17 protein-coding genes are annotated in these 20,694 nt (G+C 72.1%); 3 read left to right on the top strand and 14 right to left on the bottom strand.

Annotated elements, in window-relative coordinates; all coding sequences use genetic code 11:
• Positions 1-7 precede the first annotated feature (7 nt).
• Positions 8-502, top strand: a complete 495-nt coding sequence (locus ACLIYP_RS04615; protein ID WP_412711851.1) for a VOC family protein — start codon at positions 8-10, stop codon at positions 500-502.
• Positions 503-531: 29 nt separating this feature from the next.
• Here the strand turns inward: ACLIYP_RS04615 and ACLIYP_RS04610 are convergent, their stop codons facing one another.
• The 4 genes from ACLIYP_RS04610 to ACLIYP_RS04595 all read right to left on the bottom strand — a co-directional run bounded on the left by ACLIYP_RS04610 (position 532) and on the right by ACLIYP_RS04595 (position 5,132).
• Positions 532-1,545 carry an ABC transporter permease gene (locus tag ACLIYP_RS04610; RefSeq protein WP_412711850.1) on the bottom strand — a complete coding sequence of 338 codons (1,014 nt, stop codon included), beginning with the start codon at positions 1,543-1,545 and terminating at the stop codon, positions 532-534.
• The gene (locus tag ACLIYP_RS04605; protein WP_412711849.1) at positions 1,532-2,491 is read right to left on the bottom strand and encodes an ABC transporter ATP-binding protein; all 960 of its coding nucleotides are present in this window, start codon (positions 2,489-2,491) and stop codon (positions 1,532-1,534) included. Before ACLIYP_RS04605 ends, ACLIYP_RS04610 begins: the two co-directional genes overlap by 14 nt.
• A 100-nt stretch (positions 2,492-2,591) precedes the next feature.
• Positions 2,592-3,845, bottom strand: coding sequence for a LolA family protein (locus ACLIYP_RS04600; protein ID WP_412711848.1), 1,254 nt, complete (start codon positions 3,843-3,845; stop codon positions 2,592-2,594).
• 276 nt (positions 3,846-4,121) lie between these two features.
• A complete protein-coding gene (locus tag ACLIYP_RS04595; RefSeq protein WP_412711847.1) occupies positions 4,122-5,132 on the bottom strand; it encodes a polyprenyl synthetase family protein in 1,011 nt (336 codons plus the stop codon).
• Positions 5,133-5,410: 278 nt separating this feature from the next.
• Here ACLIYP_RS04595 and fahA point away from each other — a divergent pair, with 278 nt between their 5' ends.
• Both fahA and ACLIYP_RS04585 read left to right on the top strand, forming a co-directional pair.
• Entirely contained in the window at positions 5,411-6,643 is a 1,233-nt protein-coding gene (gene fahA, locus ACLIYP_RS04590; RefSeq protein WP_412711846.1) for a fumarylacetoacetase, read from the top strand.
• A 248-nt stretch (positions 6,644-6,891) separates the two neighbouring features.
• Entirely contained in the window at positions 6,892-7,401 is a 510-nt protein-coding gene (locus tag ACLIYP_RS04585) for a hypothetical protein (RefSeq protein ID WP_412711845.1), read from the top strand.
• Between the two features lie 110 nt (positions 7,402-7,511).
• Here ACLIYP_RS04585 and nuoN read toward each other — a convergent pair whose 3' ends face one another.
• Genes nuoN through nuoE form a run of 10 tightly spaced genes read right to left on the bottom strand, consistent with a single transcriptional unit; the run spans position 7,512 to position 20,693 of the window.
• Positions 7,512-9,107 carry an NADH-quinone oxidoreductase subunit NuoN gene (nuoN, locus tag ACLIYP_RS04580; protein ID WP_412711876.1) on the bottom strand — a complete coding sequence of 532 codons (1,596 nt, stop codon included), beginning with the start codon at positions 9,105-9,107 and terminating at the stop codon, positions 7,512-7,514.
• A gap of 35 nt (positions 9,108-9,142) precedes the next feature.
• Positions 9,143-10,738 (bottom strand): NADH-quinone oxidoreductase subunit M, encoded by a 1,596-nt coding sequence (locus tag ACLIYP_RS04575; RefSeq protein WP_412711844.1) that lies wholly within the window; start codon positions 10,736-10,738, stop codon positions 9,143-9,145.
• 4 nt (positions 10,739-10,742) lie between these two features.
• Complete coding sequence (nuoL, locus tag ACLIYP_RS04570; protein WP_412711843.1) at positions 10,743-12,689, bottom strand: NADH-quinone oxidoreductase subunit L; 1,947 nt, start codon at positions 12,687-12,689, stop codon at positions 10,743-10,745.
• A gap of 13 nt (positions 12,690-12,702) precedes the next feature.
• Positions 12,703-13,002, bottom strand: a complete 300-nt coding sequence (gene nuoK, locus ACLIYP_RS04565; RefSeq protein WP_093660472.1) for an NADH-quinone oxidoreductase subunit NuoK — start codon at positions 13,000-13,002, stop codon at positions 12,703-12,705.
• Positions 12,999-13,943: an NADH-quinone oxidoreductase subunit J gene (locus tag ACLIYP_RS04560; protein WP_412711842.1), complete on the bottom strand. Its 945-nt coding sequence runs from the start codon at positions 13,941-13,943 to the stop codon at positions 12,999-13,001. The genes nuoK and ACLIYP_RS04560 overlap by 4 nt, the downstream gene beginning before the upstream one ends.
• The gene (nuoI, locus tag ACLIYP_RS04555) at positions 13,940-14,566 is read right to left on the bottom strand and encodes an NADH-quinone oxidoreductase subunit NuoI (RefSeq protein ID WP_412695571.1); all 627 of its coding nucleotides are present in this window, start codon (positions 14,564-14,566) and stop codon (positions 13,940-13,942) included. Before nuoI ends, ACLIYP_RS04560 begins: the two co-directional genes overlap by 4 nt.
• On the bottom strand, positions 14,559-15,971 hold the full coding sequence (gene nuoH / locus ACLIYP_RS04550) for an NADH-quinone oxidoreductase subunit NuoH (RefSeq protein ID WP_412711841.1): 1,413 nt from the start codon (positions 15,969-15,971) through the stop codon (positions 14,559-14,561). The genes nuoI and nuoH overlap by 8 nt, the downstream gene beginning before the upstream one ends.
• On the bottom strand, positions 15,971-18,520 hold the full coding sequence (locus ACLIYP_RS04545) for an NADH-quinone oxidoreductase subunit G (protein WP_412711840.1): 2,550 nt from the start codon (positions 18,518-18,520) through the stop codon (positions 15,971-15,973). Before ACLIYP_RS04545 ends, nuoH begins: the two co-directional genes overlap by 1 nt.
• Complete coding sequence (gene nuoF, locus ACLIYP_RS04540) at positions 18,517-19,857, bottom strand: NADH-quinone oxidoreductase subunit NuoF (RefSeq protein WP_412711839.1); 1,341 nt, start codon at positions 19,855-19,857, stop codon at positions 18,517-18,519. Before nuoF ends, ACLIYP_RS04545 begins: the two co-directional genes overlap by 4 nt.
• Positions 19,857-20,693: an NADH-quinone oxidoreductase subunit NuoE gene (gene nuoE / locus ACLIYP_RS04535; protein ID WP_412711875.1), complete on the bottom strand. Its 837-nt coding sequence runs from the start codon at positions 20,691-20,693 to the stop codon at positions 19,857-19,859. Before nuoE ends, nuoF begins: the two co-directional genes overlap by 1 nt.
• Position 20,694: the final 1 nt, after the last annotated feature.

The raw sequence follows: 20,694 nt of genomic DNA, 5'->3' as shown, positions 1-20,694 counted from the left end.
CGGGGCGATGACGGATACATCGGACGGGGCGGGTGCAGCGGACGGGGCTCAGGAGGTGCTGGGCTGGAAGCTGGTGATCGACTGCGCGGACCCGCACCGGCAGGCCGATTTCTGGGCCGCGGCCCTGGGTTACCGGGTGGAGGACAACAGCCCACTGATCGAGCGCCTGCTCGGATTCGGCGCCGTGGGCGAGGACATCCTGGTCGAGCACCACGGCCGCCGTGCCTGGCGCGACCTGGCGGCGGTACGCCATCCTCAGGACCCGGCCGACCCCGACAGCGGTGCGGGGCTGGGACGGCGCCTGCTCTTCCAGCGCGTCCCGGAGCCGAAGACGGTCAAGAACCGCCTGCACATCGACGTCCATTCCGGCCCCGGGCGGCGCGAGGAGACCGTCGCCCGGCTGGAGGGCCTGGGTGCGACGGTCATACGGCAGGTGAGGGAACCGGGCGGTGAGTGGACGGTGATGGCCGATCCCGAGGGCAACGAGTTCTGCGTGGCATGAGGAGATCCGGCCGCCGGCCGGGGCACCGCTCAGACCGTGATGTCCCGGCCGGTGAAGCGGGCCCACGCGGCGGAGCCGAAGACGGCCGCGTACAGCCCCTGGAGGCGGAGGTTGTCGAGCAGGTCGTCCCAGTAGACGGGGTCGCGCAGAAGGTCGGCGAAGGACATCCAGTGATGAGGGAAGAGGTACGGGTGGATCGCGTCCAGATGCGGGATCGCGCCGAGGATCTGCACGGTGATCAACAGGCCGACGGTGGTGGCCATGGCGGCGATGCCGCTGTTGGTCAGGGTCGAGACGAACAGACCCAGCGCCGCCAGACCGACCAGTGAGACGGCGACGGCGACCGCTATGGCCATCGCTCGCAGCATCCCGTCGGCGAGGGAGACCGTGGTCCCGGACAGCAGGGTCACCTCGCCCAGGGGGAAGAGCAGGGCTCCGGTGGCCAGCGCGGAGACAGCCACGGTCAGGGTCGCCGCCAGGCAGAAGACCAGGACGGCGGTGAACTTGGCGAGCAGCAGCCGCGTGCGGCCGGCCGGGGCGACCAGCAGATAGCGCAGGGTTCCCGCGCCCGCCTCGCCCGCGATCGAGTCGCCCGCGACGACCCCGACCGCCATGGGGAGGAAGAAGGGAAGGGTCGCCGCGAGTGCGGTGAAGACCAGGAACAGTCCGTTGTTGGTCACCTGGCCGATGAACGGGGGTCCCTCACCGCCACCACCGCCACCACCGCCTGCCGAGCCGTCGTCCCCTGTCTCGATCCTCACGGCGATCCCGACCAGCAGCGGGACGGCCGCCAGCACGGCGAGCAGCGCCAGGGTGCGCCAGCGGCGGAAGGTGACGGTCAGCTCGCTGCGGAACAGGCCCAGTGTCCACAGCGGGCCGGGGTGCCCGGTCCCCTCCGGTCCTCGGTTCCGGTCCGGTTCAGGTTCAGGTTCACAGCGCGCCGCATCGCGCTCCGGACGGCCCGGAGGCCCTGGGCGGTCAGGGTGCTCCCGGTGCCCCGCACGTTCCGTCCGCTCGTCCTGCGGCAGCTCAGCCCGCGACATCGAAACCCTCCCCGGTCAGCGCCACGAAGGCGTCCTCCAGTGAGGCGCGCTCGGTGCCGAAGGCCCTCACCCGGACCCCGGCCCGCACCAGGGCCGCGTTGACCTCGGCCGGGTCGGGCGGGTCGGCGGGCGGAATTTCACCGGTGACGCGGTCGCCGATGACGGTCGGATCGGTCACGCCGTACTCCTTCAGGACCCGTGCGGCGTCCGCGGTGTCCGGGGTGGTGACCGCCAGGCGGCCCCGGGCTCCGGCCGCCAGTTCGGCCACCGGCCCCTGCGTCAGCAGCCGCCCCCGGGCCATGACCGCCGCATGCGTACAGACCTGTTCGATCTCGTCCAGCAGATGTGAGGAGAGGAAGACCGTGGTGCCGTCACCGGCGAGTTCCCGCACGAGGGACCGGATCTCGCGCATGCCCTGGGGGTCCAGCCCGTTGGTCGGCTCGTCCAGCACCAGCAGCTCACGCGGCCGCAGCAGCGCCGCCGCCAGACCGAGGCGCTGCTTCATGCCCAGCGAGTACGCCCGCGCCTTCTTCCGGGCGGCGGCCGTGAGCCCCACCCGCTCCAGCGCCTCCCCCACCCGGGCGGCACGGGTGCGGGGATCGGCGGTCGGGTCGGCCGCGTCCAGGCGCAGCAGATTGTCGCGGCCGGAGAGGAAGCCGTACGGCGCCGGGCCCTCGATCAGCGCGCCCACCCGCGGCAGCACCCGCCGGGCGGCGTCCGGCATCGGCTCGCCCAGCAGCCGCGCGCTGCCGCCGCTGGGCCCGATCAGCCCGAGCAGCATCCGGATCGTGGTCGTCTTGCCCGAGCCGTTGGGCCCCAGGAAACCGAAGACGCTGCCGCGCGGCACCGCCAGGTCGAGGCCGTCCACGGCGAGCTGTCCGCCGCGGTACCGCTTGGTGAGCCCGCGGGCCTCGACGACCGCGTCCGGAGCGGGCGATGACTGCATGGTGCTTCCCCGGGTCGAGTGGAGGGTGCGGTGGGGCGGTGCCGCACCGGTCCCGCCGCGCCACCTCGCCGGTGGGCGGCGGGACCGGGCGGCAGGCGCGCTACCTGCCCCCGTCGGCGGAGCCGGCCGCCTTGACCAGGCCCTCGCGTGTGACGGCTCCGACGTACACGGTGCCGTCGTCGGTGATCAGTGCGTTGACGAGGCGGGTGCCGAAGAACCGGCCGGTGCCGAAGTCGCCCTTGACCTCCTCGGTGAGGCCGTCGAGCAGCCTCCGCGCCTCGGGCGCCGCCTCCCGCCCGGCGTCCGTGCCGGGCACCGGGCCTCCGCCGGGCAGTTCGATCCGGGCGACCGAGCCCCAGCCCTCGCCGATGACCTCCAGGCCGGACGGCAGCCCCTCGGCGCCCTCCGGGCCCTTGCCCTGGCCTCCCTTGCCGTGCCCCTCCCTGCCTTCCCCGTGCGGCATCCCGCCGGAGCCGTCCGGTGCGCCGTCGAGCCTCTCCTCGGTGACCTTCGCGCCCTTCGGCGGCTTGAAGTCGAAGGTGCCGGCGTCCGGCTTGGCGAAGTCCACCTCGGTGAAGCCCACGTCGACGGCGGCCTTTCCGCCGCCCTTGGGGGTGAGTGTGAACTTCAGCGGCACACCGCTGTCCGCGTCCACCGCGATCCGCACCGACCCGACCGTGCTCTCCGGCTGCTTCGGCTCGATCAGCAACTGGTAGGCATCCTGCCCGGCGACCTTCGCCGTACCGTCGACGGTGACCGAGGTGGTGGCGTCGACGGCCTTGAGTACCTCCTGGGCGGCCTTCTGCGGGGTGGCCTTCTCCAGTCCCCCGGGTGTCTCACCCCGGCCGGCGCCCCGCCCGGCCTCCTTCGGGAGGACGGTGTGGTGGACGGTGCCGGTGGCGCTGTCGTACGCCCACACGTCGCCGCCGTTGCGGACGAGGCTGTACTCCGCGGCCTTCTCCACGATCGAGAGGCGCTGTCTGTCCGGTCCGTCCACCGCCACGCGCAGGGTGTGGGAGCCGGAGGCCAGCTCGGCGAGCTTTCCTCGCGGGTCGGCGTTCCCGCCACCTTCCCCGCCGCCCTCCTCACTGCCGCCGCCGTGGCCGCCCGAGCCCATGCCGGGCAGGGCGGGAAGACCGAGATCGGTGGTGATCCTCACCGTCCCGGACAGCTGCTGGGTGTCCGAGGCCGCGATCTTCGCGACCAGTTCCTCGGCGCTGATCTCCGCCAGATCCGGGCTGCCGCCGGAACTGGCAAGTGCCGGTACGAGGCCGACGGCCGCCACCGCCGCTCCGGCCACGGTGGCCGGCACCGCGTAACGCAACGCCTTCTTCATCGGTCGGGTCCGTGCCATGTGTGCCCTTACCTCCGTGATCGGCGGCGGTCGGTCCGTACGTCGCACTCGTCAACCCCTGGCCGCCATTCTCACCCATTCCGGTGCGGGGTGACGGTGTCAATCCCACCAAATTGCTCCGGACAGGGCGTCAGACGACAGGGTCGAACCGATCTACTCCCGGGGTATGACACCACCGGCACCGCCTCGTCCCACCGGCAGCGCGCACGGCCCGCCGCACCCTCCCCGAGGCGTACGGACCCGGCCGGACCAGGGGGAACGGGACCCCCGTCGCGGTCAGCCCGCGCGGTGGACCACCGAGTCGCACAGATAGGAGAGGGCCTCCTTGGCCGCGCAGTCCGGCAGGGGCGCCAGGGCGTTGCGGGCCTCGTCCGCATAGCGGATCGTGTCGCGCCGCGCCTCCTCCAGCGCCGGATGGGCGCGCAGCCCCGCCAGTGCCTCCGCATGCCGGGCGTCATCGGTCAGATCGCCGTCCAGCAGCGCGCACAGGGCCAGGTCCTCCGGCGAACCGCCGCGGGCCGCGCGGGCGCGCAGGCGCAGGACCGGCAGCGTCACGATGCCCTCCCGCAGATCCGTGCCGGGTGTCTTGCCGGACTCGTGGGAGTCGCTGGCGATGTCGAGTACGTCGTCGGCCAGCTGGAAGGCGGTGCCGATCCGCTCTCCGTACTGGGTGAGGATGTCGACGACGTTCTCGTCCGCGCCCGACATCATCGCGCCGAAGCGTCCGGCCACCGCGATCAGCGAGCCGGTCTTGCCCGCGATCACGTCGAGGTAGTGGGCGATCGGGTCGTCGCCCTCCTGCGGTCCCGCCGTCTCCAGGATCTGCCCGGTCACCAGCCGTTCGAACGCCTCGGCCTGGACCCGGACCGCCTCCGGGCCCAGGTCGGCCAGGATGTGCGAGGCCCGGGCGAAGAGGAAGTCGCCGGTGAGGACGGCCACGGAGTTGTTCCAGCGGGCGTTGGCGCTGGGCACCCCGCGCCGTACGTCCGCCTCGTCCATCACGTCGTCGTGGTAGAGCGTCGCCAGGTGCGTCAGTTCCACGACCACCGCCGAGGGGACCACCCCGGGGGCGTGCGGATCACCGAACTGCGCCGCCAGCATCACCAGCAGCGGGCGGAAGCGCTTGCCGCCTGCCCGCACCAGGTGCTGTGCGGCTTCCGTTATGAAGGGCACGCCGCTCTTGGTGGCCTCGATGAGACCCTCCTCGACAGCCGCCAACCCCGCCTGGACATCGGTTTCCAGCGCATGGTCCCGCACGCTCAGCCCGAAGGGCCCGACGACGGTCACGAGGGGTACTCCTGTCTGCGTACGATCAGCGAAAGATCACGCGGCTCGTCGCGGCCCTCGCGGTGTGTCGCCGTACCGCCGGGCCGCTGTCACCATCATCATCCCTGGCAGCGTAGCCGGTTCCGGGACGATCACAGCCGCCGCGTTGTCTCTGTGACGGAGGCCGCATCCCGGCCCTCCGCGGGCCCCGCAGCGGGTCGCTTCTGCCGCGGATCACCACCGCGTAGCCTGTTCGCGGCCCTGACCGGCGACGACCTCGAAGGCGAGGCACCTCACCCATGTCCGACGCGACCCCGCTCGAACTGCCCGAAGACAACCTCTTCGGCCCGGACAACCTGCCCTACTGCGTCTTCACCACCGAGGACGACCCCGATCTGCCCCGGATCGGCGTGCGCTACGGCGACTACGTCCTGGACGCGGGCTCCGCGGCCGACGCCTACGGCTCGCCCCACACCGGCCTGCTCCAGAAGCCGAACCTCAATCCCCTGATGGCGGCGGGCCGCCCGGTCTGGCAGGCGGTGCGCGCCGAACTGCGCTCCTGGCTGACCTCCCCCGAGTACGCCGGCACCGTCACCCACAGCCTGATCCGGCTCGAGGACATCACCCTCCACCTCCCCTTCGAGGTGGCCGACTACGTCGACTTCTACGCCAGCGAGCACCACGCCACCAACGTCGGGCGGATCTTCCGTCCCGGCGGCGAACCGCTCACCCCCAACTGGAAGCACCTGCCGATCGGCTACCACGGCCGCTCGGGCACCGTCGTGGTCTCCGGCACCCCCGTCGTCCGTCCGCAGGGGCAGCGCAAGGCCCCCGACGAGGCGTCCCCCTCCTTCGGCCCGTCCCGCCGCCTGGACATCGAGGCGGAGGTCGGCTTCGTCGTCGGCACCCCCTCCCGGCTGGGCGAACCGGTGCCGCAGGCGGCCTTCCGGGAGCACGTCTTCGGCGTCTGCCTGGTCAACGACTGGTCGGCACGCGACATCCAGGCCTGGGAGTACGTACCGCTGGGCCCGTTCCTGGGGAAGTCCTTCGCGACCTCCGTCTCGGCCTGGGTCACACCGCTGGACGCCCTCGACGCCGCCCGCACCGAGCCGCCGCAGCGCACCCACCCGCTGCTGGGGTACCTGGAGGACTCCGCGGGCGGGGAGCCCGGCGGGCTGGATCTGCGGATCTCCGTCTCCCTCAACGGCCACACCATCGCCGAGCCGCCGTTCTCCGCGATGTACTGGACGGCCGCCCAGCAGCTCGCCCACATGACCGTGAACGGTGCCTCGCTGCGCACCGGAGACCTCTTCGCCTCCGGCACCGTCAGCGGTCCGGAGGTGCACCAGCGCGGCTGCCTGCTGGAACTGACCTGGTCCGGCCGCGACCCGGTCGAGCTCCCCGACGGCAAGCGGACGTTCCTGGAGGACGGCGACGAGGTCGTCATCACCGCCTGGGCACCGGGCCCGAACGGCTCCCGCATCGGCCTGGGCGAGGTGTCCGGCCGCATCCACCCGGCCGCGGACCGGTAGCCGTGGTGGCGCGGTAGCGCGTCGGCCGGAGTCGGCCGGTACCCGCCTTCCGGCGGCCGCGGCACGGTGAGTGCGGCACGGTGAGTGCGGCAAGGCGGCTGCGGCGCGGTGACCGGACCGGCCGCCGCCGGAGGTCCGCGAGCCGGTCCGGGATCCGTTCCGGACCGGCGCGCCCGCCGGTCCCACCTGCTAGCTTGGCGTGTCCTTGCAATACGCAGTGAATACGCATGGAGGGGGACCACGTGCGCATGTCAGCACGGTACTCGGGAGCGGCCGCCGTCCTGGCCGCAGCCCTGCTGGTGAGCGGCTGCGGAAGCGACGGCGGCTCCGGGGAGACCGAGCCGAAGCCGAGCTCCGAGCAGACCGCCGAGCCCACCGGCGGCCCCGGTGACGAGGCGGCGACCGGCGGAGTGAACGGCACCTGGAGCGCCGAGGGCGGCGGCAAGGCGATGGTGCTGAGCGTCAGCGGCGACCAGGCGGCGCTGCTGGGCGAGACCACCTGCACGGGTACGGCGGACACCGACGCCGATCCGGTGACCTTCGCCCTCAAGTGCACCGACGGCAGCACCGACCGCACCAAGGGGACGGTCAAGAGCCTGAAGGGCGAGAGCCTCACCGTCGCCTGGGAGTCGGGCACCACCGACACCTTCACCAAGGTCGAGGTCCCCGAGGTCTCCACCGAGATCCCCGAGATCGGTGACCTGCCCAGCGACCTCCCCAGCGGCCTGCCCAGCGACCTGAAGCTCCCCGCGGAGTGACCTCGTCTGCGGAGCGCGCCTGCGGGGCACGGCTCCGCGGGTCACCCCCGGCGCACACGTACGACGGCCGCCCGGCACGGATGCCGGGCGGCCGTCGTACGTACGCGTCCTCAGCGGACGAACACCCCCGCCTGGGAGGCGAGGTCCAGGAAGTACTGCGGGGCCACGCCCAGCACCAGGGTGACCGCCACGCCGACGGCGATCGCCGTGGTGGTCAGCGGGCTCGGCACCGCGACCGACGGCCCCTCCACCTTCGGCTCGCTGAAGAACATCAGGACGATGACGCGGATGTAGAAGAACGCCGCGATGGCCGAGGCGATCACGCCCACGACCACCAGCGCCCCCGCGCCGCCCTCCGCCGCCGCCTTGAACACCGCGAACTTGCCCGCGAACCCGGAGGTCATCGGGATGCCCGCGAAGGCCAGCAGGAAGACCGCGAAGACCGCCGCCACCAGCGGTGAACGGCGCCCCAGCCCAGCCCACTTGGACAGGTGCGTGGCCTCGCCCCCCGCGTCCCGCACCAGCGTCACCACGGCGAAGGCGCCGAGCGTGACGAAGGAGTAGGCCGCCAGGTAGAACAGCACCGACGAGATGCCGGAGGGCGTCGCCGCGATCACACCGGCGAGGATGAAGCCCGCGTGCGCGATCGAGGAGTACGCCAGCAGCCGCTTGACGTCGGTCTGGGTGATGGCGATGACCGCGCCGACCAGCATCGACACGATCGCGACGCCCCACATCACCGGCCGCCAGTCCCAGGTGAGCCCCGGCAGCACGACGTACAGCAGCCGCAGCAGGGCGCCGAAGGCGGCGACCTTGGTGGCGGCGGCCATGAAGCCTGTCACGGGGGTCGGGGCGCCCTGGTAGACGTCCGGCGTCCACATGTGGAACGGCACGGCGCCGACCTTGAACAGCAGGCCCATCACCAGCAGTGCGCCGCCGACGAGCAGCAGTACGTCGTTGCCCGTCGTCCCGGCGAGCGCCTCGGTCGTGCCGCGGTTGGTGTCCGCGACGACCGAGGCGATCTCCGCGTACTTCACGCTGCCCGCGTAGCCGTACACCAGGGCGATGCCGAAGAGCAGGAAGGCGGAGGAGAAGGCGCCCAGCAGGAAGTACTTGAGCGCGGCCTCCTGCGACATCAGCCGCTTGCGGCGGGCCAGCGCGCACAGCACGTACAGCGGCAGCGAGAAGACCTCCAGCGCGATGAAGAGCGTCAGCAGGTCGTTGGCGGCCGGGAAGACGAGCATGCCGCCGACCGCGAAGAGCAGCAGCGGGTAGACCTCGGTGGTGGTGAACCCGGCCCGCACCGCCGCCTTCTCGCCCTCGCCGCCGGGCACGGCCGCGCCCTCGGCGGCGAAGGAGTCCACGTGCCTGCCGTGCGCCCGCGGGTCGAGCCTGCGCTCGGCGAAGGTGAGCACCGCGACCAGCGAGACCAGCAGGATCACGCCCTGCAGGAAGAGCGCCGGCCCGTCGACGGCGAGGGCGCCCATGGCGACCAGCCCCGCCTCGGTGGTGGCCCTCCCGGCGGCGGCCAGCCCGACGACGGCCGCGAAGGCCGACGCCAGGGCCAGGCCCGTCAGCAGCGCCTGGGCGGCGTACCGCGCCCGGCGCGGCAGGAACGCCTCGAACAGGACGCCGACGACGGCGGCGCCGATGACGATCAGCACCGGGGCGAGCTGCCCGTACTCGATGTCGGGCGCGGGGACCATCTCCTGCGCCCGCAGGGTGAGTTCCGTGGTGGTGCTCACTTGGCGGCCTCCACCTCAGGATCGGGGTCGGTCTTCTGCACGTCCGAGAGGGTGTGCTCGACCGCCGGGTTGACGATGTCCGTCAGCGGCTTGGGGAAGACGCCGAGGAAGACCAGCAGGACGATCAGCGGTGCCACCACCGCCAGTTCGCGCTTCCTCAGGTCGGGCATGCGCTCGACCTCGGGCCTGACCGGTCCGGTCATGGTGCGCTGGTAGAGCACCAGCACGTACAGCGCGGCCAGGACGATGCCGAAGGTGGCGACGATCCCGGCGGCCGGGTAGCGGGTGAACGTGCCCACCAGCACCAGGAACTCGCTGACGAACGGCGCGAGTCCCGGCAGCGACAGGGTGGCGAGCCCGCCGATCAGGAAGGTGCCGGCCAGCACCGGGGCGACCTTCTGCACCCCGCCGTAGTCGGCGATGAGCCGGGAGCCGCGGCGCGAGATCAGGAAGCCGGCGACCAGCATCAGGGCCGCGGTGGAGATCCCGTGGTTGACCATGTAGAGCGTCGCGCCGCCCTGGCCCTGGCTGGTCATCGCGAAGATGCCCAGGATGATGAAGCCGAAGTGGGAGATCGACGCGTAGGCGATCAGCCGCTTGATGTCGCGCTGCCCGATGGCGAGCAGGGCGCCGTAGATGATGCTGACCAGCGCCAGCGCCAGCACCACCGGGGTGGCCCAGGCGCTGGCCTCGGGGAAGAGCCCGAGGCAGAAGCGGAGCATCGCGAAGGTGCCGACCTTGTCCACGACGGCGGTGATGAGGACCGCGACCGGCGCGGTGGACTCGCCCATGGCGTTGGGCAGCCAGGTGTGCAGCGGCCACAGCGGCGCCTTCACCGCGAAGGCGAGGAAGAAGCCGAGGAACAGCAGCCGTTCGGTGTTCTGCGCCATCGTCAGCTCGCCGGACTGGCGGGCCTCGACGATCGCCTGGAGGGAGAAGGTGCCCTCGCCCAGCTGGTCGGCGGTGACGGCGTACAGGCCGATGACCGCGGCCAGCATGATCAGGCCGCCGGCGAGGTTGTAGAGCAGGAACTTCACGGCCGCGTAGGAGCGCTGCTTGGCCGCCTCGTCCTCGTCGCGGGTGCCCGCCCGGTCCCCGAAGCCCCCGATGAGGAAGTACATCGGGATGAGCATGGCCTCGAAGAAGACGTAGAAGAGGAAGACGTCCGTGGCCGCGAAGGAGATGATCACCATCGCCTCGACGGCCAGGATCAGCGCGAAGAAGCCCTGGGTGGGCCGCCAGCGACGGTCGGGCGTCCGGCCTTCGAGGGGGTCGGCGTCGTGCCAGCCCGCCAGGACGACGAACGGCACGAGCAGGGCGGTCAGCGCGATCAGGGCGACCCCGATGCCGTCCACGCCCAGTTCGTAGCGGACGCCGAAGTCGGCGATCCACGCGTGGGACTCGGTGAGCTGGTAGCGGTCGCCGCCGGGGTCGAAGCGGAAGGCCACGACCGCGGCGAGGACCAGGGTGGCCAGGGAGACGGCCAGCGCCAGCCACTTGGCGGCGGTGCGCCGGGCGGCGGGTACGGCGGCGGTGGCGACCGCGCCGATCGCGGGCAGCGCGGCCACCGCCGTCAGCAGGGGAAATGACATGGGATCAGACCGCCCTCATCAGCAGGGTCGCGGCGACCAGGATCGCCGCTCCGCCGAACATCGAGACCGCGTAACTGCGGGCGTAACCGTTCTGGATCCGCCGCGACCGGCCGGACAGGCCGCCGACCGCCGCGGCGGTGCCGTTGACGGCGCCGTCGACGACCTTGTGGTCGAGGTAGACCAGTCCGCGGGTGAGGTACTCGCCGGGCTTGACCAGTACCACGTGGTTGAAGTCGTCCTGGAGCAGGTCGCGGCGGGCGGCCCGGGTGAGCAGCGAGCCGCGCGGGGCCACGGCGGGCACGGGCTTGCGCCCGTACTGCAGCCAGGCGGCGCCGACACCGATGAGCAGGGCGACGACCGTGGCCGCGGTGACGGTGAGCGCGCTGACCGGCGGGTGGCCGTGCTCGAAGGGGACGACCGGCTCCAGCCAGTGGACGAACGCCTCGCCCCAGCTGAACAGACCGCCGGCGAAGACCGATCCGAAGGCCAGGACGATCATCGGGATCGTCATGGACCTCGGGGACTCGTGCGGGTGCGGCACCTCGTACTCGCCCCTGGTCTCGGCGGCCGGCTCCACACCCGGCTCCTTCGGCGAGGGGGTGGGGGCGTTGCGCCAGCGCTCCTCGCCGAAGAACGTCATCAGCATCACGCGCGTCATGTAGAACGCGGTGATGGCCGCGCCCAGCAGGGCCGCGCCGCCCAGGATCCAGCCCTCGGTGCCGCCCTTGGCGAAGGCCGCCTCGATGATCTTGTCCTTGGAGAAGAAGCCGGACAGGCCGGGGAAGCCGATGATCGCCAGATAGCCGAGCCCGAAGGTGGCGAAGGTGATCGGCATGTACTTGCGCAGACCGCCGTAGCGGCGCATGTCCACCTCGTCGTTCATGCCGTGCATCACCGAGCCGGCGCCGAGGAAGAGCCCGGCCTTGAAGAAGCCGTGGGTGACCAGGTGCATGATCGCGAAGGCGTAGCCGATCGGGCCGAGGCCCGCGGCCAGCACCATGTAGCCGATCTGCGACATCGTCGAGCCCGCCAGGGCCTTCTTGATGTCGTCCTTGGCGCAACCGACGATCGCACCGAACAGCAGCGTGACCGCGCCGACGGTGACCACCGCGGTCTGCGCGGCGGGTGCGGCGTCGAAGATCGCGCCGGAGCGGACGATCAGGTAGACGCCGGCGGTGACCATCGTCGCGGCGTGGATGAGGGCGGAGACCGGGGTCGGGCCCTCCATCGCGTCGCCCAGCCAGGACTGGAGCGGCACCTGGGCGGACTTGCCGCAGGCCGCCAGCAGCAGCATCAGACCGATGGCCGTCGCCGTGCCCTCGCTCGTCTCGCCCACCGACTCCAGCACCGGGGAGAAGGCGAAGGTGCCGAACGTGGTGAACATGATCATGATGGCGATGGACAGGCCGATGTCGCCGACGCGGTTGACGATGAACGCCTTCTTCGCCGCCGTCGCCGCGCTGGGCTTGTGCTGCCAGAAGCCGATCAGCAGGTACGAGGCGAGACCCACGCCCTCCCAGCCGGCGTACAGCAGCAGGTAGTTGTCGGCGAGGACGAGCAGGAGCATCGCCGCGAGGAACAGGTTGAGGTAGCCGAAGAAGCGGCGCCGCCGCTCGTCGTGCTCCATGTAGCCGATCGAGTAGACGTGGATGAGCGTGCCCACGCCGGTGATCAGCAGGACGAAGGTCATCGACAACTGGTCGAGCCGGAAGGCGACGTCGGCCTGGAAGCCGCCGACCGGGATCCAGCTGAAGACGTGCTGGCTCAGGGTGCGGTCCTCGGCCTCGCGGCCGAGCATGTCGGCGAAGAGCACCGCGCCGAGGACGAAGGACGCGGCGGCCAGCGCCGTGCCGATCCAGTGGCCGGTGCGGTCCAGCCTCCGGCCGCCGCACAGCAGCACCGCCGCGCCGAGCAGTGGCGCCGCGACGAGCAGTCCGATCAAAGTCTCCACTGTTCGCTACCCCTTACAGCTTCATCAGACTGGCGTCGTCGACCGAGGCCGAGTGGCGGGAGCGGAAGATCGTCACGATGATCGCCAGTCCGACCACGACCTCGGCGGCGGCGACGACCATCGTGAAGAACGCGATGATCTGGCCGTCGAGGTTGCCGTGCAGCCGGGAGAAGGCGACGAGCGCGAGGTTGGCCGCGTTCAGCATCAGCTCGACGCTCATGAACACGACGATCGCGTTGCGCCGCAGCAGTACCCCGCTGGCCCCGATGGTGAACAGCAGCGCGGCCAGATAGAGGTAGTTGACCGGGTTCACTTGGCGGCCTCCCTGTCACGGTCTCCGTCGCGGTCCCCGTCCCGGTCCGCGGCCGGGGAGTCGTCCGAGACGTCCTTGCGTACGTCCGCCGCGTCGCGCACTTCCCGGCCGCCTCCGCCCGGGCCGCCGTGGGCGGTGCTCTCGCCCCGGCCCAGGTACTCCCCGGTGCGCCGCTCCAGAGCCGCCAGGTCGGCGAGCGCCTTGCGGGAGACGTCCCGGACCTGGCCGCGGGAGCGCAGCGTGTCGCTGACGGTGAGCTCGGAGGGGGTGCCGTCCGGGAGCAGGCCGGGGATGTCCACGGCGTTGTGCCGGGCGTACACGCCGGGCGCGGGCAGCGGCGGAAGGTGCTTGCCCTCGCGGACCCGCTTCTCGGCCAGTTCGCGCTGGGTGTCGCGGCGTTCGGTGCGCTCGCGGTGGGTGAGCACCATGGCGGCGACGGCCGCGGTGACCAGGAGCGCGCCGGTGATCTCGAAGGCGAACACGTAGTCGGTGAAGATCGACCGGGCCAGGCCCTGGACGTTGCCGCCCGCGTTGGCCTCGGCCAGGCCGGTGAAGGTGCCGACGGAGGCGTTGCCGATGCCGCCGACCAGCAGGATGCCGAAGCCGAGTCCGCACAGGGCCGCCATCCAGCGCTGGCCCTTGATCGTCTCCTTCAGCGAGTCGGCCGCGGTGACGCCGACGAGCATCAGCACGAACAGGAAGAGCATCATGACCGCGCCGGTGTAGACGACGATCTGCACGATGCCCAGGAAGTAGGCGCCGTTGGCCAGGTAGAACACGGCCAGGACGATCATCGTCCCGGCCAGGCAGAGCGCCGAGTGCACCGACCGCTTCATCAGCACGGTCCCGAGTGCGCCCAGCACCGCGACGGTGCCCAGGATCCAGAACTGCACCGCCTCGCCGGTGGAGGTGGTGGACGCGGCCAGCAGGGTGCCGTTCACTTCTCGCTCACCGCCTCGGAGGCCGGCTCGTCGGGGCCGAAGGTGTCGGCGGCGGCCTGCGGGGGCTCGTTCTTCGGGTTCTTGGAGTGGGCCTCCTGCCGGACCGTCCCCGGAGCGGCCTCGGTGACCAGCCCCCGGTAGTAGTCCTTCTCGGTCATGCCCGGGAAGATCGCGTGCGGGGTGTCGACCATGCCCTCCTCCAGCCCGGCGAGCAGCTCTTCCTTGGTGTAGATGAGCGACTCGCGGGTCCGGTCGGCCAGTTCGTACTCGTTGGTCATGGTCAGCGCCCGGGTCGGGCACGCCTCGACGCACAGGCCGCACAGGATGCAGCGCAGGTAGTTGATCTGGTAGACGCGCCCGTAGCGCTCACCGGGCGAGTAGCGCTCCTCGTCGGTGTTGTCCGCGCCCTCCACGTAGATCGCGTCGGCCGGGCAGGCCCAGGCGCACAGCTCGCAGCCGACGCACTTCTCCAGCCCGTCCGGGTGCCGGTTGAGCTGGTGCCGGCCGTGGAAGCGCGGCGCGGTGGGCTTCTTCTCCTCGGGGTACTGCTCGGTGAGCCGCTTCTTGAACATGGCCTTGAAGGTCACGCCGAAGCCGGCCACCGGGTTCTCGAACTCAGGCATCGTCGGCCTCCCTGGCCTTGCCGGTCTCGCTGGACTCGCCGTCCGACCCGGCCCCCACGCCCGCGGTCTCCCGCTCGCGGCGCGGCCGCCGGCGCGGTACGGGCGGCAGGGTCTGTCCCGGCAGCGGCGGTACGGGGTAGCCGCCCGCCATCGGGTCGAAGGTCTCGGGTCCGGCCGCCTTCCCGGCCTCCTCCTTCTCCTTCTCCCCGGCGCGCTCGCCGCGTTCGCGGACGGCGTCGTAGACGAAGGACAGCAGGAGCAGCACCAGCGCCGCGCCGGCGACCCAGAGCACGATGTCGCCGAACTCGTAGCCCTCGTTGCGCAGCGCCCGCACGGTGGCCACCAGCATCAGCCAGGCCAGCGAGACGGGGATGAGGACCTTCCAGCCCAGCCTCATGAACTGGTCGTAGCGCACGCGCGGGAGCGTGCCGCGCAGCCAGACGAAGAGGAACAGCAGCAGGTTCACCTTGACGACGAACCACAGCAGCGGCCACCAGCCGTGGTTGGCGCCCTCCCAGTAGGTGCTGATGGGCGCCGGGGCGCGCCAGCCGCCCAGGAAGAGGGTGACCGCCAGGGCCGAGACGGTGACCATGTGGACGTACTCGGCGAGCATGAAGAACGCGAACTTGATCGACGAGTACTCGGTGTTGAAGCCGCCGACCAGGTCGCCCTCGGACTCGGGCATGTCGAAGGGCGCGCGGTGCGCCTCGCCGACCATCGCCACCATGTAGATGAGGAACGACACCGGCAGCAGCAGCGCGAACCAGGTGTCGGCCTGCGCCCCGACGATCGTCGAGGTGGACATCGAGCCGGAGTAGAGGAAGACCGCCGCGAAGCTCAGGCCCATGGCGACCTCGTAGGAGATCACCTGGGCCGTGGCGCGCACACCGCCCAGCAGCGGGTAGGTGGAGCCCGACGACCAGCCGGCCAGCACCGTTCCGTAGGCGGCGATGGAGGCGGTGGCCAGGATGTACAGGATCGCCACCGGCAGGTCGGTGAGCTGCATCGCGGTGCGGGTGCCGAAGACCGACACCTCGTTGCCGGGCGGGCCGAAGGGGATCACCGCGATGGCCATGAAGGCGGGGATCGCGCCGATGATGGGGGCCAGGATGTAGACGGCCTTGTCGGCCGCCTTGACGTTGACGTCCTCCTTCAGCATCAGCTTGACGCCGTCGGCCAGCGACTGGAGCATCCCCCAGGGGCCGTGCCGGTTGGGGCCGATGCGCAGCTGCATCCAGGCGACGACCTTGCGCTCCATCACGATGGAGATCAGCACGGTCACCATCAGGAAGGCGAAGCAGAACACCGCCTTGAGGCCGATCAGCCACCAGGGATCGGTGCCGAACATCGACAGGTCCTCCTCGGCGAGGACCGTCGTCCCCGTGGCCAGGACGGACGGGCTCATCACGCCTCCACCCCCTTCGTCTCCTCCGGGCCCGCCGCGGCCGCGGCGGTGGTGGCCGCAGCGGTCGCGGGGGCCGCCGACAGCTTCACGAGCCGGCCGGGCACGGTGCCCAGGTCGTCCAGGACGCCGGCACCCGTGGAGTTCAGCGGCAGCCAGACCACGCGGTCGGGCATCTCGGTGACCTCCAGCGGCAGGGTGACCGTCCCGGCCGGGCCGGTGACGGTCAGCGCCTGGCCGCCCGCGACCCCGACCTCGGCGGCCGTGGCGGCCGACAGCCGGGCGACGGCGGCGTGCCGGGTGCCGGCCAGCGCCTCGTCGCCGTCCTGGAGCCGGCCCCTGTCGAGCAGCAGCCGGTGGCCGGCGAGCACGGCCTCGCCCGCGGCGGGCCGCGGGACCTGCCGGACGCCGGCCTCCGGCGCGTCGGCGCGGGGGCCGTCCCAGACGCCCAGGCGCCGCATCTCGGCACGGACGGTGCGTACGTCCGGCAGCCCGAGGTGGACGTCGAGGGCGTCGGCGAGCATGTGCAGCACGCGGTGGTCGGACTGGACGAGCCGGCGGGTCATCTGGTCGGGCTTGATGGCTGCCTCGAACGGCCGCGAGCGGCCCTCCCAGTTGAGGAAGGAGCCCGCCTTCTCCACGACCGCGGCGACGGGCAGGACCACGTCGGCCCGCTCGGTGACCTCCGAGGGCCGCTGCTCCAGGCTGACGACGAAGCCGACCTCGTCCAGCGCCCTGCGGGCCAGCGCCGGGTCGGGCAGGTCGGCGACCTCCACGCCCCCGACCAGCAGGGCCGCGAGTTCGCCGTTCGCGGCGGCCTCGACGATCCGGCCGGTGTCGCGGCCGAAGCGGGTCGGCAGGGCGGCCACGCCCCAGACGGCGGCCGTCTCAGCGCGGGCGCTCGGGTCGGTGGCGGGGCGTCCGCCGGGCAGCAGTGTCGGGAGCGCTCCGGCCTCGACCGCGCCCCGCTCGCCGGCCCGGCGCGGGATCCACACCAGGCGGGCGCCGGTGGCGGTGGCCGTCCGCAGGGCGGCGGTGAACCCGCCGGGCACGGCGGCCAGCCGCTCCCCTGCGATGATCACCGATCCCTCGGCGCGCAGCGCCTCGGCGGCCTTCTGCCCGGTCTCGTCGAGCCCGACGCCGCCGGCCAGCGCGTCCAGCCACTCGGTCTCGGTGTGGGGCGCGGCCGGCAGCAGCGTGCCGCCCGCCTTCCTCAGGCCCCGGGTGGCGTGGGTGGCCAGCGAGAAGACGCGCTGCCCGTGCTTGCGGTGGGCCTTGCGCAGCCGCAGGAAGACGCCGGGGGCCTCCTCCTCGGCCTCGAAGCCGACCAGCAGCACGGCCGGGGCCTTCTCCAGCGCGGCGTGGGTGACGCCGCTCCCGTCGGCGTCCAGTCCGCGTCCGGCGACGTGGGAGGCGAGGAAGTCGGCCTCCTCGGTGCTGTGGACGCGGGCGCGGAAGTCGATGTCGTTGGTGTCGAGGGCGACGCGCGCGAACTTGGCGTAGGCGTAGGCGTCCTCGGCCGTCAGCCGTCCGCCGGTGAGCACGCCGGTGCGGCCGCGGGCCGCGGCCAGCCCCCTGGCCGCGGCGTCCAGCGCCTCGGGCCAGCTCGCGGGCTCCAGCTCACCGGTGTCGGCGTTGCGCAGCAGCGGGTGGGTGAGCCGGTCGCGCTGCTGGGCGTAGCGGAAGGCGAAGCGGCCCTTGTCGCAGATCCACTCCTCGTTGACCTCCGGGTCGTCGGCGGCCAGCCGCCGCATGACCTTGCCGCGCCGGTGGTCGGTGCGGGTGGCGCAGCCCGTGGAGCAGTGCTCGCACACGCTGGGCGAGGAGATCAGGTCGAAGGGGCGGGAGCGGAACCGGTAGGCGGCCGAGGTGAGCGCGCCGACCGGGCAGATCTGAATGGTGTTGCCGGAGAAGTAGGACTCGAAGGGCGGTCCCTCCCCGGTGCCGACCTGCTGCAGGGCGCCGCGCTCCAGCAGCTCGATCATCGGGTCGCCCGCGATCTGGTTGGAGAAGCGGGTGCAGCGCGCGCACAGCACGCAGCGCTCGCGGTCCAGCAGCACCTGGGTCGACAGCGGCACGGGCTTGGCGAAGGTGCGCTTGCGGCCCTCGAAGCGGCTGTCGGCCTGCCCGTGTGACATGGCCTGGTTCTGCAGCGGGCACTCGCCGCCCTTGTCGCAGACCGGGCAGTCCAGCGGGTGGTTGATGAGCAGCAGCTCCATCACGCCGCGCTGCGCCTTCTCGGCCACCGGGGAGGTCAGGTGCGTCCTGACGGCCATGCCGTCGGTGCAGGTGATCGTGCAGGAGGCCATGGGCTTGCGCTGGCCCTCGACCTCGACGATGCACTGGCGGCAGGCCCCGGCCGGGTCCAGCAGGGGGTGGTCGCAGAAGCGCGGGATCTCGATGCCGAGCAGTTCGGCGGCGCGGATGACCAGGGTGCCCTTGGGCACGCTGACCTCGATGCCGTCGATCGTCAGCGTCACCGCGTCCTCGGGAGCCTTGGGCGGCTCGGCCTCTCCGCCTCCGGAGGCCTTGGCGTCGGTGGTGACGGTCACGCGTTCACCTCCAGGTGTGCGGTCCTGTCGTCGGCCCACAGGGTCGACTTGGCCGGGTCGAAGGGACAGCCCCGCCCGGTGACGTGCTGTTCGTACTCCTCGCGGAAGTACTTCAGGGAGGAGAAGATCGGGCTGGCGGCGCCGTCGCCGAGGGCGCAGAAGGACTTGCCGTTGATGTTGTCGGCGATGTCGGCGATCTTGTCGAGGTCGGACATCGACGCCTTGCCGGCCTCGATGTCGCGCATGAGCTGGACCAGCCAGTAGGTGCCCTCGCGGCAGGGGGTGCACTTGCCGCAGGACTCGTGGGCGTAGAACTCCGTCCAGCGGGTCACCGCGCGGACCACGCAGGTGGTCTCGTCGAAGCACTGGAGCGCCTTGGTGCCGAGCATCGACCCGGCGGCGCCGACGCCCTCGTAGTCCAGCGGGACGTCGAGGTGCTCGTCGGTCAGCAGCGGGGTCGAGGAGCCGCCCGGGGTCCAGAACTTCAGCCGGTGGCCGGGGCGCATGCCGCCGCTCATCTCCAGCAGCTGGCGCAGGGTGATGCCCAGCGGCGCCTCGTACTGGCCGGGGCCGGCGACGTGGCCGCTGAGGGAGTACAGCGTGAAGCCCGGGGACTTCTCGCTGCCCATCGTGCGGAACCACTCCTTGCCACGGTTCATGATCGCGGGAACCGAGGCGATGGACTCGACGTTGTTGACGACGGTGGGGCACGCGTACAGGCCCGCGACGGCCGGGAAGGGGGGACGCAGCCTCGGCTGGCCGCGCCGGCCCTCCAGGGAGTCCAGCAGGGCGGTCTCCTCGCCGCAGATGTACGCGCCCGCGCCCGCGTGCACGGTGATGTCCACGTCCAGGCCCGAGCCGAGGACGTCCTTGCCGAGGTAGCCCGCCTCGTAGGCCTCGCGCACCGCGGCGTGCAGCCGCCGCAGCACGGGGACGACCTCGCCGCGCAGGTAGATGAAGGCGTGGTTGGAGCGGATCGCGTGGCAGGCGATCACGATGCCCTCGATCAGCGAGTGCGGGTTGGCGAAGAGGAGGGGGATGTCCTTGCAGGTGCCCGGCTCGGACTCGTCGGCGTTGACCACCAGGTAGTGCGGCTTGCCGTCGCCCTGGGGGATGAACTGCCACTTCATGCCCGTGGGGAAGCCCGCGCCGCCCCGGCCGCGCAGACCGGACTCCTTGACGTAGGCGATGACGTCGTCCGGCTTCATCGCCAGGGCCTTGCGCAGGCCCTCGTAGCCCTCGTGCGCCCGGTAGGTCCCAAGCGTCCAGGACGTCGGGTCGTCCCAGAAGGCCGAGAGCACCGGGGCCAGCAGCTTCTCCGCTGATTCGGCGGTCATCACTTGCCCTCCTTCGCCACCGGACCGGCCGGGTTGTCGGGGTCGGAGGCGGCCGTCCTGCGCGGCGCGTCGTGGGAACTGGGGTGGGGTTCGGGCGCCTCACCGGTCTCGGTGACGGGCTGCCCGGCCGACGCGGGCGCCTCCCCGCCGCGCGGCGAGACCACCTTCGGCCCGCCCTTCTCGCCCTTGGCCAGCCTCAGTCCGGCCAGCGACGCCGGGCCCGCGCTGCCGCTCGCCTCGACGGCGCCGGGCCGCTCGTCGGGGAAACCGGCGAGGATGCGGGCGGTCTCCTTGAAGGTGCACAGCGGGGCGCCGCGGGTGGGCCGCACCTCGCGCCCGGCGCGCAGGTCGTCCACCAGCTTCCTGGCGCTCTCGGGCGTCTGGTTGTCGAAGAACTCCCAGTTGACCATCACCACGGGCGCGAAGTCGCAGGCCGCGTTGCACTCGATGTGCTCCAGCGTCACCTTGCCGTCCTCGGTGGTCTCGTCGTTGCCGACCCCGAGGTGCTCCTGGAGCGCCTCGAAGATGGCGTCGCCGCCCATCACCGCGCACAGGGTGTTGGTGCACACCCCCACCTGGTAGTCGCCCGAGGGCTTGCGCCGGTACATCGTGTAGAAGGTGGCCACCGCCGTGACCTCGGCCGTGGTCAGGTCGAGCATCTCGGCGCAGAACCGCAGCCCGGTGGGGGTGACGTACCCCTCCTCGGACTGCACCAGGTGCAGCATCGGCAGCAGCGCGGAGCGGCTGCCGGGGTAGCGGGCGATGATCTCCTGCGCGTCCGCCTCCAGCCGGGCGCGGACGTCGGCCGGGTAGTCGGGGGCGGGGAGCTGGGGCATC

The sequence above is a fragment of the Streptomyces nanhaiensis genome (assembly GCF_046614825.1).
Taxonomy (GTDB): Bacteria; Actinomycetota; Actinomycetes; order Streptomycetales; family Streptomycetaceae; genus Streptomyces; species Streptomyces radiopugnans.
The sequence above is the reverse complement of the archived record's forward strand: the minus strand, read 5'-3'. Positions and strand labels throughout refer to the sequence as shown.

Excerpts from the sequence above, each read along its gene's own strand:
- ACLIYP_RS04600 (WP_412711848.1), bottom strand. The coding sequence starts at position 3,845 with ATGGCACGGACCCGACCGATGAAGAAGGCGTTGCGTTACGCGGTGCCG.
- nuoI (WP_412695571.1), bottom strand. The coding sequence starts at position 14,566 with ATGCCTGAGTTCGAGAACCCGGTGGCCGGCTTCGGCGTGACCTTCAAG.
- nuoE (WP_412711875.1), bottom strand. The coding sequence starts at position 20,693 with ATGCCCCAGCTCCCCGCCCCCGACTACCCGGCCGACGTCCGCGCCCGG.
- ACLIYP_RS04610 (WP_412711850.1), bottom strand. The coding sequence starts at position 1,545 with ATGTCGCGGGCTGAGCTGCCGCAGGACGAGCGGACGGAACGTGCGGGG.
- fahA (WP_412711846.1), top strand. The coding sequence starts at position 5,411 with ATGTCCGACGCGACCCCGCTCGAACTGCCCGAAGACAACCTCTTCGGC.
- ACLIYP_RS04605 (WP_412711849.1), bottom strand. The coding sequence starts at position 2,491 with ATGCAGTCATCGCCCGCTCCGGACGCGGTCGTCGAGGCCCGCGGGCTC.
- nuoF (WP_412711839.1), bottom strand. The coding sequence starts at position 19,857 with ATGACCGCCGAATCAGCGGAGAAGCTGCTGGCCCCGGTGCTCTCGGCC.
- ACLIYP_RS04615 (WP_412711851.1), top strand. The coding sequence starts at position 8 with ATGACGGATACATCGGACGGGGCGGGTGCAGCGGACGGGGCTCAGGAG.
- nuoN (WP_412711876.1), bottom strand. The coding sequence starts at position 9,107 with ATGGTCCCCGCGCCCGACATCGAGTACGGGCAGCTCGCCCCGGTGCTG.
- nuoH (WP_412711841.1), bottom strand. The coding sequence starts at position 15,971 with ATGAGCCCGTCCGTCCTGGCCACGGGGACGACGGTCCTCGCCGAGGAG.
- ACLIYP_RS04575 (WP_412711844.1), bottom strand. The coding sequence starts at position 10,738 with ATGTCATTTCCCCTGCTGACGGCGGTGGCCGCGCTGCCCGCGATCGGC.
- ACLIYP_RS04585 (WP_412711845.1), top strand. The coding sequence starts at position 6,892 with ATGTCAGCACGGTACTCGGGAGCGGCCGCCGTCCTGGCCGCAGCCCTG.